This window comes from Chloroflexus sp. (assembly GCF_034432675.1).
Classification (GTDB): Bacteria; Chloroflexota; Chloroflexia; order Chloroflexales; family Chloroflexaceae; genus Chloroflexus.
The window spans coordinates 23,460-37,552 of sequence record NZ_DAOUBI010000176.1; the positions used below are offsets into that span (position 1 = coordinate 23,460).

General features: G+C 56.7%; 12 protein-coding genes. 7 read left to right on the forward strand and 5 right to left on the reverse strand.

Annotation, left to right across the window (positions count from 1 at the left end; translation table 11 throughout):
- Positions 1–146 precede the first annotated feature (146 nt).
- Both VAE55_RS13190 and VAE55_RS13195 read left to right on the forward strand, forming a co-directional pair.
- The gene (locus tag VAE55_RS13190; protein WP_012257832.1) at positions 147–1,115 is read left to right on the forward strand and encodes a quinone oxidoreductase family protein; all 969 of its coding nucleotides are present in this window, start codon (positions 147–149) and stop codon (positions 1,113–1,115) included.
- A 107-nt stretch (positions 1,116–1,222) separates the two neighbouring features.
- A complete protein-coding gene (locus tag VAE55_RS13195) occupies positions 1,223–2,623 on the forward strand; it encodes an aspartate kinase (RefSeq protein ID WP_322816237.1) in 1,401 nt (466 codons plus the stop codon).
- Between the two features lie 218 nt (positions 2,624–2,841).
- Here VAE55_RS13195 and VAE55_RS13200 read toward each other — a convergent pair whose 3' ends face one another.
- The 3 genes from VAE55_RS13200 to VAE55_RS13210 form a co-directional block, all read right to left on the reverse strand.
- The gene (locus tag VAE55_RS13200) at positions 2,842–3,192 is read right to left on the reverse strand and encodes a DarT ssDNA thymidine ADP-ribosyltransferase family protein (RefSeq protein ID WP_322816238.1); all 351 of its coding nucleotides are present in this window, start codon (positions 3,190–3,192) and stop codon (positions 2,842–2,844) included.
- Positions 3,122–4,177, reverse strand: a complete 1,056-nt coding sequence (locus tag VAE55_RS13205; RefSeq protein WP_322816239.1) for a 3-deoxy-7-phosphoheptulonate synthase — start codon at positions 4,175–4,177, stop codon at positions 3,122–3,124. Before VAE55_RS13205 ends, VAE55_RS13200 begins: the two co-directional genes overlap by 71 nt.
- A gap of 88 nt (positions 4,178–4,265) precedes the next feature.
- Positions 4,266–5,165 carry a dihydrodipicolinate synthase family protein gene (locus VAE55_RS13210; protein WP_322816240.1) on the reverse strand — a complete coding sequence of 300 codons (900 nt, stop codon included), beginning with the start codon at positions 5,163–5,165 and terminating at the stop codon, positions 4,266–4,268.
- A gap of 124 nt (positions 5,166–5,289) precedes the next feature.
- Between VAE55_RS13210 and VAE55_RS13215 the strand changes: the two genes are divergently transcribed.
- On the forward strand, positions 5,290–6,357 hold the full coding sequence (locus VAE55_RS13215) for a glucose-1-phosphate thymidylyltransferase (RefSeq protein ID WP_322816241.1): 1,068 nt from the start codon (positions 5,290–5,292) through the stop codon (positions 6,355–6,357).
- Positions 6,358–6,365: 8 nt separating this feature from the next.
- Here VAE55_RS13215 and rsmI read toward each other — a convergent pair whose 3' ends face one another.
- Both rsmI and VAE55_RS13225 read right to left on the reverse strand, forming a co-directional pair.
- On the reverse strand, positions 6,366–7,241 hold the full coding sequence (rsmI, locus tag VAE55_RS13220; RefSeq protein WP_322816242.1) for a 16S rRNA (cytidine(1402)-2'-O)-methyltransferase: 876 nt from the start codon (positions 7,239–7,241) through the stop codon (positions 6,366–6,368).
- Between the two features lie 3 nt (positions 7,242–7,244).
- Complete coding sequence (locus VAE55_RS13225) at positions 7,245–8,222, reverse strand: GDP-mannose 4,6-dehydratase (RefSeq protein WP_322816243.1); 978 nt, start codon at positions 8,220–8,222, stop codon at positions 7,245–7,247.
- A gap of 887 nt (positions 8,223–9,109) precedes the next feature.
- On the opposite strand from VAE55_RS13225, the gene VAE55_RS13230 reads away from it, so the two are divergent.
- The 4 genes from VAE55_RS13230 to VAE55_RS13245 all read left to right on the forward strand — a co-directional run bounded on the left by VAE55_RS13230 (position 9,110) and on the right by VAE55_RS13245 (position 13,650).
- Entirely contained in the window at positions 9,110–9,577 is a 468-nt protein-coding gene (locus tag VAE55_RS13230) for a CBS domain-containing protein (protein ID WP_322816244.1), read from the forward strand.
- Between the two features lie 567 nt (positions 9,578–10,144).
- Positions 10,145–11,218: a pyruvate dehydrogenase (acetyl-transferring) E1 component subunit alpha gene (pdhA, locus tag VAE55_RS13235; RefSeq protein ID WP_322816245.1), complete on the forward strand. Its 1,074-nt coding sequence runs from the start codon at positions 10,145–10,147 to the stop codon at positions 11,216–11,218.
- Positions 11,219–11,311: 93 nt separating this feature from the next.
- On the forward strand, positions 11,312–12,307 hold the full coding sequence (locus tag VAE55_RS13240) for a pyruvate dehydrogenase complex E1 component subunit beta (protein ID WP_322816246.1): 996 nt from the start codon (positions 11,312–11,314) through the stop codon (positions 12,305–12,307).
- 29 nt (positions 12,308–12,336) lie between these two features.
- Complete coding sequence (locus tag VAE55_RS13245; RefSeq protein WP_322816247.1) at positions 12,337–13,650, forward strand: dihydrolipoamide acetyltransferase family protein; 1,314 nt, start codon at positions 12,337–12,339, stop codon at positions 13,648–13,650.
- The last annotated feature ends 443 nt before the right edge of the window (positions 13,651–14,093 follow it).

The following is a 14,093-nucleotide window of genomic DNA, read 5'->3' on the forward strand; positions in this document are numbered from 1 at the left end:
ACTTCTTCAACGTTCAACCAGTATGTCTGCTCGCGCTGTTCATGTGATTTGACGTAAACGCTATAACATCAAAGTAATTGCACTATGTTATAGTATAGGTCGGTTTTCGATCCGAGCGCAAGGGTGAACTTCCAGCGAGGTGCGTCATGCGGGCGATCCAGATCCATCAGACCGGTGGGCCAGAGCAGTTGCAGATGGTTGATATTCCCCTTCCCGAACCGGCACCAGGACAGGTGCGGATTAAGGTGGCCGCGGCTGGGGTTAATTTTATCGATATTTACCATCGTACCGGTCTCTATCCACAACCATTGCCATTTACCCTGGGGTTAGAAGTGGCCGGTACGATTGATGCCGTTGGCGAAGGGGTGAGTGAATGGGCAGTCGGTGACCGGGTTGGGTGTACGACCGCCAGCGGCGGCTACGCCGAATATGCCCTGGCCGCAGCCGATAAGCTGGTACGGGTGCCCGATAATGTCGATTTGGAGACGGCAGCGGCAGTGCTCCTGCAGGGCATGACGGCCCACTATCTGACGTTCAGTACCTTTCCGCTGAAAGCGGGTGATACCTGTCTGGTGCATGCTGCGGCGGGTGGTGTAGGTCTGTTGCTGATCCAGATTGCCCGGCGCCTGGGGGCACGGGTGATTGGTACCGTTTCGACTGATGAAAAAGCCGAACTGGCCCGCGCAGCCGGAGCCGATGAAGTTGTTATCTATACCCGCGAGTCGTTTGTCGAGCGGGTGCGGGCGTTTACCAACGGTCGTGGGGTCGATGTGGTATACGACTCAGTTGGTGCCAGTACGCTGGAAGGCAGTCTCGATAGCCTGCGTCCACGGGGGATGTTCGTCACCTTTGGCAATGCCAGTGGCCCCTTGCCGCCGATCTCACCATTGTTGCTGAGTAGCAAGGGTTCGCTGTTTATGACGAGGCCCACCCTCTTCCACTACATTGCCACACCTGAAGAATTGCGCTGGCGCGCCAGTGATCTGTTTACCTGGATCGGTGCCGGCGAGTTGCAGGTTCGCATTCACCGGCGGTATCCGCTGAGTGAAGCGGCTGAGGCGCAGATTGCGCTGGCCAGTCGGGCCACTACTGGCAAGTTGTTACTAATCCCGTAATTGGCCTGTTGCCATACAGTCGGGTTCTCTTTCTGGTATCTACGTCGCGGAGATGCGCAGCACAGCGCTCCGCGGCGTTTTTTCATAAGTAGAGAGGAGATAAATCAATGCGTCTGGTGATGAAGTTTGGCGGTACTTCGGTTGGTAGTGCCGATGCAATCCGGCGTGTAACCGAGATTGTCAGTACGTATGCCCGCGATCACGAGGTGGTCGTGGTGGTGTCGGCAATGAATGCCCCTGATCTGCGCACGACTGATACTCTGATTGCAGCGGCGAAAGCGGCAGCGGCGGGTAATGGTGATGCGACTGCGCAAATCGCCCCTCGTCTGCTCGATCTACATATGCGCACAGCAGCAGAGGTGGCATCGCCGGCGGAGTGTGCGGCGCTCGAACCACAGATTTGTGCTATGCTCGACTACATGAGTAACCTTTCACGCAGTATTGCCGTGTTAGGGGAATTGACGCCGCGGGCGTTAGACCTGTTTAGTGGTCTCGGTGAACGGCTCAATGCGCGCCTGATCGCTGCTGCGCTGCGCAGCGCCGGGATTGATGCTGAAGCAATTGATGCGACTGAACTGATTGTGACCGATGATCGGTACGGGAATGCCTCGCCTATCGAACCGGATACGCGCGAGCGGAGCCGGGCCAGGCTTTTGCCAATGCTGGCCGACCGAAAGGTGCCGGTCGTCACCGGTTTTATCGGTGCGACTCGTGCGGGTGTGCCGACCACACTGGGACGTGGTGGTTCAGATTACACCTGCGCCATTTTGGGTGCCGATCTCGATGCTGATGAGGTCTGGTTCTGGAAAGAAGTTGACGGTGTCCTTTCGGCCAACCCGAAGGTGGTTCCGGAAGCCCGAACCTTACCCCGCCTCTCGTATGCCGAGATGGGTGAGATGGCCTATTATGGCGCCAACGTCCTCCATCCGAAGACGGTACAGCCGCTAGTCCACCGGCGTATTCCCATTCGCATCCGCAACACCTTCAATCCGAGCCATCCGGGAACATTAATCGATGCGGAAGGTGACGGCGAAAGTGTGCGGGCAATCACTGCCATCAGGGGGCTCAGTTTGATCACAGTCGGTGGGCCGGGTATGCTGGGTCTCACCGGTGTGGCGGCCCGGATCTTCGGCGCAGTCGCCCGTGTTGGCGCCAACATTCTGCTCATCTCGCAGGCCAGCAGCGAGCAGAGTGTCTGTTTCGCCGTACCAGGTGATGAAGCAGAGCGCGTGGTGGAAGAACTCCGTCGTGAACTGGCACGCGAATTTGCGGCCCACGATGTCAATCACATTGGTACCATTGCGCCGGTCGTGATTGTCGCTGTGGTCGGATCAGGGATGCGGGGCACGCCGGGCATTGCCGGACGAGTGTTTGGTGCGTTGGGTGCAGCCCGGGTTAACGTCATCGCGATTGCACAGGGTAGCACCGAGAACAACATCTCGCTGGTGGTCGCCGAGGCTGACGCCGATGCTGCTGTGCGGGCAGTGCATGCGGCTTTCGTAGGGTAAGTGATCTGTACCGATGAAGCAGCGTGGCGCGGGTATGATGCCCGCGCCGGTCTTCAGGTTCTTTGTGCATTGACTGCCAAACGTTCAATAGCAAAGACAAACCGCGATGAAGCTGTCATAGCGTCATGACAAATCCAGGCGAGACTACCGGTAGGCGTTTGTCAATTGCCTCAGAGTGTCTCGCTACGCTGCGAGAGAAGCGTAATGTGCCATGAATCTCAATCCGGGGCTGCACTCTTTTCGCGTAACACCTTGTAACGCATGGGATTACGCGGTTGGAAATAGAGATTGGCATAATCCCATAGCCTTCTCTGATCTGGTATTAAACGTTCTTTTCGATTGTGAACGATATTCTCATGATACATTGGTGTAAACGAGACATGCTGGCTTTCGACCTGACGGTGCGAGAGAATGCCGTTTTGCAACATGGATACCAGGTTGTCAATTCCCCTCGCTCCCATACAGCCGGAGAGGGGGCAGAGATGAGGGCATTTGAACCTACCTGCGCGAGAGCGCCAAATGTGCTTCGTGCAGGAGTCGTTCGGTGGTGTCCCAACCCACACAGCCATCGGTGAGCGAGACGCCGTAACGGAGCATACGCCGGTCAGCAACCAGCGGTTGCTTGCCCTCAAAGAGATTGCTCTCCAGCATCATCCCGATGATCGGCAACGGTTCCTCTACCATATACCCCAGCACCGTTTGCCAGACGGCCTCTTGCCGGCGAAAATCACTGCCGGAGTTGGCATGACTACAGTCAATCATCACTGCCGGCTGGCGTTCGGCTTCACGCATCAGGCGGGTGGTCTGGACGATATACTCCAGGTGATAGTTCGGTCCATGCCGGCCACCGCGCAGGATGACAAAGCTATCGGGGTTGCCGGTTGTACGCACGACGGCACTGCGTCCGTCTTCGTCGATCCCCAGAAAGCTGTGCGGTACTGCTGCGGAAACGCAGGCATTGACGGCAACCTGAATCCCGCCGTCGGTGCCATTTTTGAACCCGACCGGCATCGAGACACCGCTGGCTAGCGCCCGATGCGTCTGCGCTTCACTCGTGCGGGCACCGATGGTTGCTAGGCTGATCTGATCATCGAGGTACTGTGGACTGATCGGGTCGAGCATCTCGGTCGCAACCGGTACTCCTAGCTCATTGATCGCTAGCAGCAATTGGCGGGCAGTGCGGAGACCGGCAGCCATATCGAAGGAACCATCGAGGTGCGGGTCGTTAATCAGGCCACGCCAGCCTACTGTCGTTCGTGGCTTTTCGAGATAGGCCCGCATCACGATAACCAACTGATCGCCCAATGGCTGTTGTAGCGCCTGCAAACGGCGGGCATATTCAAGGGCTGCTTCGGGATCGTGGATCGAGCACGGGCCAACGACCATGATGCGGCGTTGGTCTTCACCGCGTAAAATGCGCCGAATGGTCGCACGGGTTTCCGCGACCGTATGCGCTGCCGCCGGTGTGATCGGTAATTCGTTTTTCAACGCTCGCGGTGGTTGGAGAGGGGTTAATTCGCGAACGTGCAGGTTAGCTAAAGGTGTCTGGTTCATACCGTTGCCAGTTTTCAATGTGTGATCGTTACAGGTAGTATAACGCGAGTCAAGGGTTGGCTTGCCGCATGCGGCTACTGGCCGGCAATCAGGACATTGTACCGGCCATGATTCGCTCGTAAGCAGCACGGAGTGCAGCGGCCTCCTCGTTACTCAAGGGCAGCAACGGAAGTCGCAGCGCCGTTTCCGGCAAGTCACTTGTCCAGGTTAATGCGGCTTTGAGCGCTGGTGGTGTGTTGATCGGGTTCACCAGATCGCGTACAGCGCTCAGGCGGGCCTGGGCTGCTGCTACATCGCCACCCTGATGGAAAGCATCGAACACTGCACGGGCCAGTTTCGGAAACGCACTGGAGAGTGCCGTAATGGCGCCGGCAGCGCCACCGGCCAGGGCACGGGCAATCAGGCGATCACTGCCGGTGAAGATGCGTAATTGCGGGTAGCTGTCAATGAGCATCTTAGAGTGTTCCCAATCGCCACTGCTGTCTTTCAGACCGTAAAACCGGGCACCGTGGCTTGTCAGCAAGCCATCGATAATGGTCCTGGTAATCGGCACCCCGGTCACCTGCGGAATATGGTACAGCATCACACGCGCATCAGCCGGTAACGCATCGCACAGCGCCCGGAAGTAGGCCAGAATGCCGGTTTCGTCCGGTTGCTTGATGTAGAATGGCGGCATAACCAGAATCGCATCAACACCCAGATCAATCGCTGCCCGGCTCAGTGCAATCGTATCGGTAAGCGCAGCACAGCCGGTACCGGCAATCACGCTCAACTCCCCCCGGTGCGCCATTATGATCTCAAGGGTGCGGATTCGCTCGACCACACTCATCGACGGCCCCTCACCGGTGGTGCCCAGCGCCAGCACACCGTGGAGTCCGCCATCAGCCAGAAAGCGCAGGTATCCCGGCAACCACTCGTAATCCACCGGGCCAACATCACTGGTGAAGGGGGTAAGCATTGCGCTGATAATCCCATGAGGCTCTGCCATAGGAATGTCTCCTTCCTGTTCTCATGTCCTCCGTTGACTCTACCATAAGTTGCCGTTTCCGCGACATGGTGTAGAATCAAGCAGCAGCAAGCGTGATCGGGTTTGACCATAGAAAAGGCGGTTTATGAAAGGTCTTGTGCTCAGTGGCGGTAAAGGAACTCGACTGCGACCGATTACCTATACCAGTGCGAAACAGCTCGTGCCGGTTGCCAATAAGCCGGTCTTGTTTCGGGTAATCGAAGCGATCCGCGACGCCGGGATTACCGACATCGGGATTGTTATTGGCGATACCGGTGATGAGATTCGGTCAGCGGTGGGCAATGGTCGGCGCTGGGGCGTGAAAATTTCGTACATCCCGCAAGAAGCTCCCTTGGGACTGGCCCACGCCGTGAAAATCAGTCGTGACTTTCTCGATAATGACCGGTTTGTGATGTTTTTGGGTGATAACTGCATTCAGGGTGGGATCAGTCCGCTCATCGAGCAATTTGGGCGGAGCGATTACAATGCCCAGATTGTGTTGAAAAAGGTCAGCGATCCGCGCTCGTTTGGTGTCGCCGAACTCGATGATGAGGGTCGGGTCGTGCGTTTGGTTGAGAAGCCGCGTGAGCCGAAGTCGGATCTGGCGCTGGTCGGCATCTACATGTTCGATCACCATATTTTTGAAGCGGTTGAGGCAATCAGACCATCAGCACGTGGTGAACTTGAGATTACCGACGCTATCCAGTGGCTGGTAAGCAATGGCTACAACGTGTATCCCTACGTTCACGAGGGCTGGTGGATCGACACCGGGAAGAAGGATGATATGCTGGAAGCCAATCGCCTGGTGCTCGAAGAGCTGGAACCTTCGGTGCAAGGGTATGTTGACCGCGACTCGCAGTTGATCGGCAAGGTGATCATCGAGCCAGGTGCAGAAATCATCAATAGCACGATCCGTGGCCCGGCAATTATTGGTGAGCATACCCGGATCGTGAACGCCTATGTTGGCCCGTTCACCTCAATCTATCACCACTGCCACATTGAGGAATGTGAGATCGAGCATAGCATCGTGCTTGAATACTGCACGATCCGTGATCTGCCACACCGCCTGGAAGATAGCCTGATCGGGCGGAATGTCGAGATCGGGCGTAGTCCATTGCGGCCAAAGGCGTATCGGTTTATGCTCGGGGATAATAGTTCGGTCGGCGTATTGTGAGATCGGTTCTACGCTGTCTCATCGGCGGCGATCTCCAGCCAGATCGCGTAGACGGTATTTTTCGCCACATTCAGATCTTGCGCAGTCTGCCGAACTGCGGCGCTGGCACTCAATCCCTGAGCACGCAGGCGCCGCAGGTGGGCGGCAATGGTGGCCGGTTCAGCCGCTGGAGCTGCTGCATGTAGCCGGTGTCGTTCGCGTTTGCGGCTCTCCGTCTGCGCGGCACCGGCGATCACGATAGTGAACTCGCCACGTGGTGGCTGATGGGTAAAGTGTTCGATCAGCTCACCCGCCGTCCCGCGCATAATCATCTCGAATCGCTTGGTAAGATCGTTGGCAAGAGCGATCTGACGGGCCCCAAGAACATCGCCAATATCGGCGAGTGCTTCCAGCAGTCGGTGTGGGGTCTCGAAGCAGATGATCGTCAGCGTTAGATCGGCAATTTCGCCCAGTAACTCACGGCGCTCGCGTTGCTGGCGGGGGAGAAAGCCGATAAAGGCGAACCGGTCAGTTGCCATTCCCGACGCAATCAGTGCGGCCAGTGGTGCGCTAGGGCCGGGCACCGGTACGATGGTGTGGCCGGCGGTCAGACATGCCTGCACCAGCTCCTGACCGGGATCGGCAATGGCCGGCGTACCCGCATCAGAGACGAGGGCAACATCGCCGGTCTGTAGCGCAGCCAGCAACTCAGCCTGACGGGCCAGTTTGTTGTGCTCGTGGTACGAGATACAGGGCGTCGTGATCTGGTAGTGATCGAGCAAAATACGGGTATGGCGCGTGTCTTCAGCAGCAATCAGGTGTGCCTCACGCAGGATGCGTAATGCGCGGAGCGTGATGTCTTCGAGATTACCGATTGGTGTGGCAACAAGGTAGAGTGTTCCCATAGATCAGATCTGCGTGCGCTGGTTGTTGTCTATCTGTTGACGCCAGTAATCAAGCACTTCAGCCACAATCTGCTCGATCCCGATTTCGGGCTGCCAGCCGGTAGCTGTGCGCAGTTTGCGGTTGTCTCCCTGGAGGATCGGCTCATCGACCGGGCGCAGGCGGGCCGGATCGATCTGTACGCTCACCGGTACGCGCCCCATTGCAATCACCATATCCACAATATCACCGATGCGTACCGCCTGCCCCGAACAGAGGTTATACACCTCACCCGGTGTACCGTGTTCGAGCAGTAGCCAGAGTGCCCGGGCAACATCGCGGGTATGGGTGAAATCACGCTTGGGTGATAGATTACCGACATACATAACCGGTTCCTGCTGCCCGGCCTCGATCAACGCCATCTGGCGACAAAAGGTTTGGATCGAACAACGATCTCCCTGGCGGGGGCCGACATGGTTGAACGAACGGGTCACCACGACGTGCAACCCGTAACTGGCGTGGTATTGCAGGCCACTCAATTCAGCGGCAACTTTGCTCACCCCATATGGACTGGCCGGTCGTAAGGGATGGTCCTCGCTGATCGGCACCTCATCAGGGCGAACCGGCCCATATTCGGCACTGGTACCGGCAATATGAATACGTGCCTTCGGCACATGCCGGCGCACTGCTTCAAGCAGGTTAATGGTGCCTTCCACATTGGCCCGCATCGTCAGAATCGGCGCGTCCCAGGAAGCACTGGGATAGCTCTGCGCTGCCAGGTGAAAGATACGATCTGGACGCACTGTGGCAATCGCACGATCTATCGCAAACGCATCTTCAATATCGCCCTCATGAATAGTGATCCGTCCGATCAGATGTTCAATTGGACGCACATCACTACGCCAGCGCTTGAAGGCGTGAATGTCCACGCCAGGTATTGTCAACAGATAATCGGCCAGAAAACTGCCGACCGGCCCGGTAATACCGGTAATAAAGACCCGCATAACGCCTCCTTGTTACAGCCATCGCCTATCATACCACGTTTGGCCGGCAGGCAGGCGCAGGAGGCGATCTGAACAGGTTGCGAGAGTTGTGGGCTATGAAGGCAACTTCCCGATCCACACTACCCACATCTTGACGTTCCATGTCTAGTGTAATGGGAATCACGACGCTCCATCTCAGCGCTGTCCTGCTGGTCACCAGCGCTGCTATTCCCTGCGAGCGTGAGCTTCCGGTTTGTTCCCACCTATGCATTACCCACATCTCCCACAGAAGCCGGTATGCCCCCTCATAGCACATCGCGCTGGACACGGTGCATCCTTCGTCACGCACACCAGGCAGTCATATGTTCCGCAGCGTCCTGCTCCTCGCCGTCAGGTCAGCCCTGCGGTCGTGCGGGCTGAAGCCCTCTCTCACGACCTGCACGCCCCTGCGGGGCTATCCACGAGTACGCCCGGCCCCACTCCCCGCTGTCAGGCTAGACCCGGAGGGGCTTCCACGAATCGAGGCAGGGTTTTAACTCGCCGACTCGCCGGTTATCACCCCCGACCCCGCTCCCGCACGCGGGCTATGCAGTATCCGAGTTATGGGTAATGCATAGCTGGCGGGGGCGGGTTGGGGTGGAGGCAAATAAGAGTAGTACCTTGGGTTCCTTATCCTCTGTGCTGTATTTGTCCCCACAGGGATACGGAGGTCGCAGAGGGTTGTAGAGGAATAAATTAATGCAACAACTTGGGTTAAAAAAGCGTATTCCTCATCCCTCCCGTGACCTACCGCACACCGCCACCTTGCCAATCTCTGCTATACTAAAGAAGAGTTGTTTGAGCAACCATTCTCGTGAATAGTGTCACGATTACAGATAACAGCAGGTTGAAATGAAAGGTAAAGCGGAATGAAGGCGCGTGAGATCATGACCAAAAATGTGGTGTGCGTCATTGATGATGCTGCCGTAGAGGATGCCGCCCGCTTGATGACACGCAATCGGATCAGTGGTCTACCGGTTGTTAACGCTCAGGGTATGCTGGTAGGTCTCGTCACCGAGCACGACCTGATTGCCAAAGAGGGGCGTACTGTTAAAGAAATTATGACACGAAGCGTGATAAGTGTCAGCCCCGACACCGAAGTTGAGCAGATTCAGCATCTGCTTACCAACCAGCGCATTCGGCGGGTACCGGTCGTTGAAAATGGCAAAGTCGTAGGCATTGTCAGCCGTTCCGATCTCGTGCGCCAGATCGCAATGCGTTGGGTATGCGGTGTATGTGGTGAGATTGTCCGTGCGCTTGAAGCACCCAAACACTGCCCGCGTTGTGGGGCCGATACGCATGCCTTTACCCACGAGGTAGTTCCGCCAGGGATGTAATGCCGTTGAGCGTGTACTGGTTTCTGGTGAACCCGATTGTGAGAAGCTGCCCGGCATCAATTGTCACTCTTCATCGTTGTGTACGCACGGTGAGTGATACATAATAGCAACAGGTATGCCAATTTCATATCGTCGATCTCGCTGCCAGACGGTGTAAAGATGTCCGGGCTTGAGATTATCTGTTGGCATACACCTCACAAAAGATGTATCACGCCAACTGACCTGTGTTATTACGCTGTAAGCACTTCTACAACCAAAACGATGCATGTGCATCACAGCTACACAGGGGCTATCTGCTTACCTGAGCTGATGGCAATGCAAATTCGTGCATAGTACGTTTTGCAAGTGTCCCATCAGTCATGTACCAATCTGGCATTGCAACCTGACTGTCCAGCATTAACTAACATTGGGCGCAATCCCAGACCTGCGGGTCGGGTGAAATATAGAGCGCAATTCACGCTCGTGGGAGCGTGATACAGGGATCAGACGGCGGACCAAAACGGCTAAAACAACCCTCCCCCCAGCAAGCCGGAGCGGAACGCCCAGCATACGAGAGGAGTTCTCACTATGGCCGAAGTAGCCGAGACGGCTCAACCTCTACTTGAACGCGCCACCGCCGACGAACTGAAGCATTACTACTATCAGATGCTGTTGTTACGTCGGTTTGAAGAGCGCGCTGGCGAGATGTACGTAAAAGCTAAAATTGGCGGATACTGCCACCTCAATCTCGGTGAAGAGGCAACCATCGTTGGTTTGATGGCTGCCCTGACTCCAGACGACTACATCTTCACTAATTATCGCGAGCACGGTTACATTATTGCACGCGGTGTCCCTCCTGGCCCGGTGATGGCCGAATTGTTCGGTAAAGAAACGGGTGTCTCTGGTGGTCGTGGCGGTTCGATGCATCTGTTCGACCGCAAGACCAATTTTATGGGTGGCTATGCCATTGTTGGCGGCCAGGTACCGCTGGCAGTTGGTGCAGCCTATGCGCTGCGTTACCAGAATAAGCCCGGTGTGGTTGTTGCCCAGATGGGTGATGGTACAACGAACATTGGTGCATTTTACGAGTCGCTGAACCTGGCGAAACTCTGGAAGTGTCCGGTGCTCTTCTTCATCGTTAATAACGGCTACGGTATGGGTACCTCGGTCGAGGCCGGTTCATCAGAGCCAGATTTATGGAAGAAAGGCGCTTCGTTCCGCATCCACGGTGAGCGCGTTGATGGTACCGATGTTCTGGCAGTGCGCGATGTTGTTCGGCGTTTGCGAGCACGCGCCGAAGCCGAAGGTGAGCCGGCGATTATCGATGCCGTGAGCTTCCGCTTCCGAGGCCATTCGGTGATCGACGCGGATCGCTACCGTGACCCGGAATCTGTGCGGCGGGGGCGCGAGTTGTACGACCCGATTCGGAAATTTGCCTCACTCCTGCTCGATCACGGGGTCGTTGACGATGCTTGGTTGAAGAGCATCGCCGAACAAGTTGAGCGTGAAGTGCAAGAGGCCATCGATTTCGCGAACAATAGCCCCGATCCGAAATTCGAGGACCTCTACAAATACATGTACGCCACACCGGTACCCAACACACCAACCGCCGAAGATGCTATTCGGGCGGTGAAGATCAATCACGGCGAGTTTGATGTGTAACGATGTGAGCGTGCGTAACGCAATGTATTTGAGCAACAAGTTTTGCGCTGGCCGGCCATACGCCCGGCAGTTGTTGAATGCAAAGAGGTTTCTATGCCTGTGATTACCTATCGCCAGGCTCTGAACGATACGCTTGGTGAGGAATTAGCTCGCGATCCGAACGTCTTTCTCATGGGCGAAGAGATCGGCGTCTTTCAGGGTTCGTATCGGGTTACCGAGGGTTTATTGGCTGAGTTTGGCCCGAAGCGGGTGGTTGATACACCCATTGCCGAAGAGGGTTTTGTCGGCGTGGCGATTGGCGCAGCAATGCTGGGGCTGCGTCCTGTCGTCGAGATTATGACGATCAACTTTATTCTGGTCGCTATTGACCAGGTCGTCAACCACGCCTCAAAGATTCACTATATGTTTGGCGGTCAGGCGAGTGTGCCGCTCGTGATTCGCACTCCTTCGGGGGGTACCGGTCAGTTGGCCGCGACGCACTCACAGTCCTTTGAGAACTGGTTTGCCTACTGCCCTGGTCTGAAAGTTGTGGCACCGGCAACTCCCTACGATGCTAAAGGCTTGCTGCGTGCCGCCATTCGTGATGATGACCCGGTCATCTTTATCGAGTCGCTGGCCCTCTACGACACAAAGGGCGAAGTCCCCGAAGACGATGACTATGTTGTACCGATTGGGGTTGCAGAAGTCAAGCGTCAGGGGACTGATGTCACCGTGGTTTCCTATTCGCGTATGACGGCGGTAGCTCTCCAGGTGGCCCAGCGTATGGAACAAGAGGGAATCAGCGTCGAGGTCGTGGATTTGCGCTCGCTCCGGCCACTCGACCGCCCCACAATCATTGAGTCGGTGAAGAAGACCAATCGTGCGGTCGTTATCGCTGAAGACTGGTATTCATACGGGGTGACGGCTGAAATCGCGGCGACGATCCAGGAAGAGGCGTTCGATTATCTCGATGCGCCAGTCTATCGGGTAGCCGGTCTCGAAGTGCCGCTGCCATACGCCAAGGAATTATCGGCTGCTTCAAAGCCGAATGCTAACAGTCTGATTTACGCTATTCGACAGGTAATGCGCGGCACCAGGCGCATGCGATAACTGTTCTGTAATGAATTACAGGAGGCTCCATGGGTGAAGTAACCATGCCTCGTCTCTCCGACACCATGTCGGAAGGTACTGTGGGCCGCTGGTTGAAGAAGGTCGGCGATCAGATCGCGGTGGGCGATATTATCGCCGAAATCGAGACCGATAAGGCCACGATGGAACTGGAAGCATTTGAAGCCGGGGTTTTGCAGCAGATTTTGATCCCGGAAGGGCAGACGGTACCGATTGGTCAGCCGATTGCCATCATTGGTGATAGTGCGGCCCCGGTTGCGGCTGCGCCTGCACCAATCTCTGCACCGGCAGCCGCACCAGCTCCTGAGCCGGCAGCCGCACCGACCCCTGCCCCAGCCCCCGCATCGGTGGTGACGGTATCAGCTTCCAGTAGCGATGATAATGGTCGAATTAAGGCGTCACCGGTCGCTCGTCGGCTGGCTGAAGAGTTGGGCATCGATCTCCGCCAGGTTGTTGGTACCGGCCCTGGCGGGCGGATTATCAAAGAAAACGTGGAAGAGTTTGCTGCCCGGCGTGGTACCGCCGCTCCAGCCGCTGCTCCGGTCCCGGCTCCTGCCCCAGCCGCTGCCCCGGCCCCGGCTCCCGCTCCAGCACCGGCACCTGCCCCAACTCGTGCGCCGGCACCGACTCCGGCACTGGCCGGCGCTGAGCCACTGAGCCGGATGCGCAAAGCGATTGCCCGGGCCATGACCGACAGTAAACCGGGTGTGCCGCATATCTACCTCACTATCGAGGTAGATGCTGATGCGCTGATGGCGCTGCGCGAACAGATCGTAGCCGGTGGTACCCGCGTCTCTGTCAACGATCTGGTGGTGAAGGCGGCGGCAAAGGCGCTGGCAAAGGTGCCGGCGGTGAATGTCAGCTTCAGCCAGACTGCTGATGGCCAGCCGGGTATCGTGCGCCACAACCAGATCAATATCGGCGTTGCAGTTGCACTCGACGATGGTCTGTTAGCGCCGGTTGTACGCGATGCCGATAAGAAGAGCATTAGCGTGATTAGCGCCGAAATCCGCGATATGGCGCTGCGTGCTCGCGAAGGGAAGATTAAACAAAACGAACTCGAAGGGGCAACATTCCAGGTTACCAACCTCGGTATGTTCGGCATCGTTGAGTTCGGGTCGATCATCTCGGTACCCCAGGCTGCTTCACTGGCCGTTGGTGCCGTGCGTAAGGTACCGGTCGTGCGCGATGACCAGATCGCGATCGGACAGGTGATGAATCTCACGTTAAGCGCCGATCATCGGGTGATCGATGGCGCCGTTGGTGCGCAGTACCTGCAAGAGCTGCGCAAGCTGCTGGAAGCGCCGATGAATATCATCGTGTAACGGTCCGTGGCTGCCGGAACAAGCTCTGTGTCTCTGTGGTGTCGTATGTGTTAACCACAGAGACACAGAGGACACAGAGGAGACTAGAACTTATTTCATAACAGCTATGCTGTCGTGCTCCCAGACAGTCGCACAGGTTCATGAATGCTTGCTAATCGCCAACGCCAGCATATCCTGCTCCCAGGCCGCCGGTATGGCAGCGAAGGGAGATGACGACCATCTCCAATGCTATCACACGTACTGGAAGGGTTACCTTGCCTGCTCGTCATACACGTGTCGCGGCGTTTGGAGTGCGGCAGCCATGCTGCCGCAGCAGCCGTGCTCACGACCCAGCGCGTAGCACGTCGTTGACCCCGCTGGCCACGGGAATGCTGTGGGTGCTCGTCACGATCATAGCGTTTGTCAGGAATGAATGAGATTTGCTTTGTTGCAACGATCGGATC

What these genes read in the sequence shown, in the direction of transcription:
- VAE55_RS13190 (WP_012257832.1), top strand. Translation starts at nt 147, where the DNA reads ATGCGGGCGATCCAGATCCATCAGACCGGTGGGCCAGAGCAGTTGCAG.
- VAE55_RS13195 (WP_322816237.1), top strand. Translation starts at nt 1,223, where the DNA reads ATGCGTCTGGTGATGAAGTTTGGCGGTACTTCGGTTGGTAGTGCCGAT.
- VAE55_RS13200 (WP_322816238.1), bottom strand. Translation starts at nt 3,192, where the DNA reads ATGGCTGTGTGGGTTGGGACACCACCGAACGACTCCTGCACGAAGCAC.
- VAE55_RS13205 (WP_322816239.1), bottom strand. Translation starts at nt 4,177, where the DNA reads ATGAACCAGACACCTTTAGCTAACCTGCACGTTCGCGAATTAACCCCT.
- VAE55_RS13210 (WP_322816240.1), bottom strand. Translation starts at nt 5,165, where the DNA reads ATGGCAGAGCCTCATGGGATTATCAGCGCAATGCTTACCCCCTTCACC.
- VAE55_RS13215 (WP_322816241.1), top strand. Translation starts at nt 5,290, where the DNA reads ATGAAAGGTCTTGTGCTCAGTGGCGGTAAAGGAACTCGACTGCGACCG.
- rsmI (WP_322816242.1), bottom strand. Translation starts at nt 7,241, where the DNA reads ATGGGAACACTCTACCTTGTTGCCACACCAATCGGTAATCTCGAAGAC.
- VAE55_RS13225 (WP_322816243.1), bottom strand. Translation starts at nt 8,222, where the DNA reads ATGCGGGTCTTTATTACCGGTATTACCGGGCCGGTCGGCAGTTTTCTG.
- VAE55_RS13230 (WP_322816244.1), top strand. Translation starts at nt 9,110, where the DNA reads ATGAAGGCGCGTGAGATCATGACCAAAAATGTGGTGTGCGTCATTGAT.
- pdhA (WP_322816245.1), top strand. Translation starts at nt 10,145, where the DNA reads ATGGCCGAAGTAGCCGAGACGGCTCAACCTCTACTTGAACGCGCCACC.
- VAE55_RS13240 (WP_322816246.1), top strand. Translation starts at nt 11,312, where the DNA reads ATGCCTGTGATTACCTATCGCCAGGCTCTGAACGATACGCTTGGTGAG.
- VAE55_RS13245 (WP_322816247.1), top strand. Translation starts at nt 12,337, where the DNA reads ATGGGTGAAGTAACCATGCCTCGTCTCTCCGACACCATGTCGGAAGGT.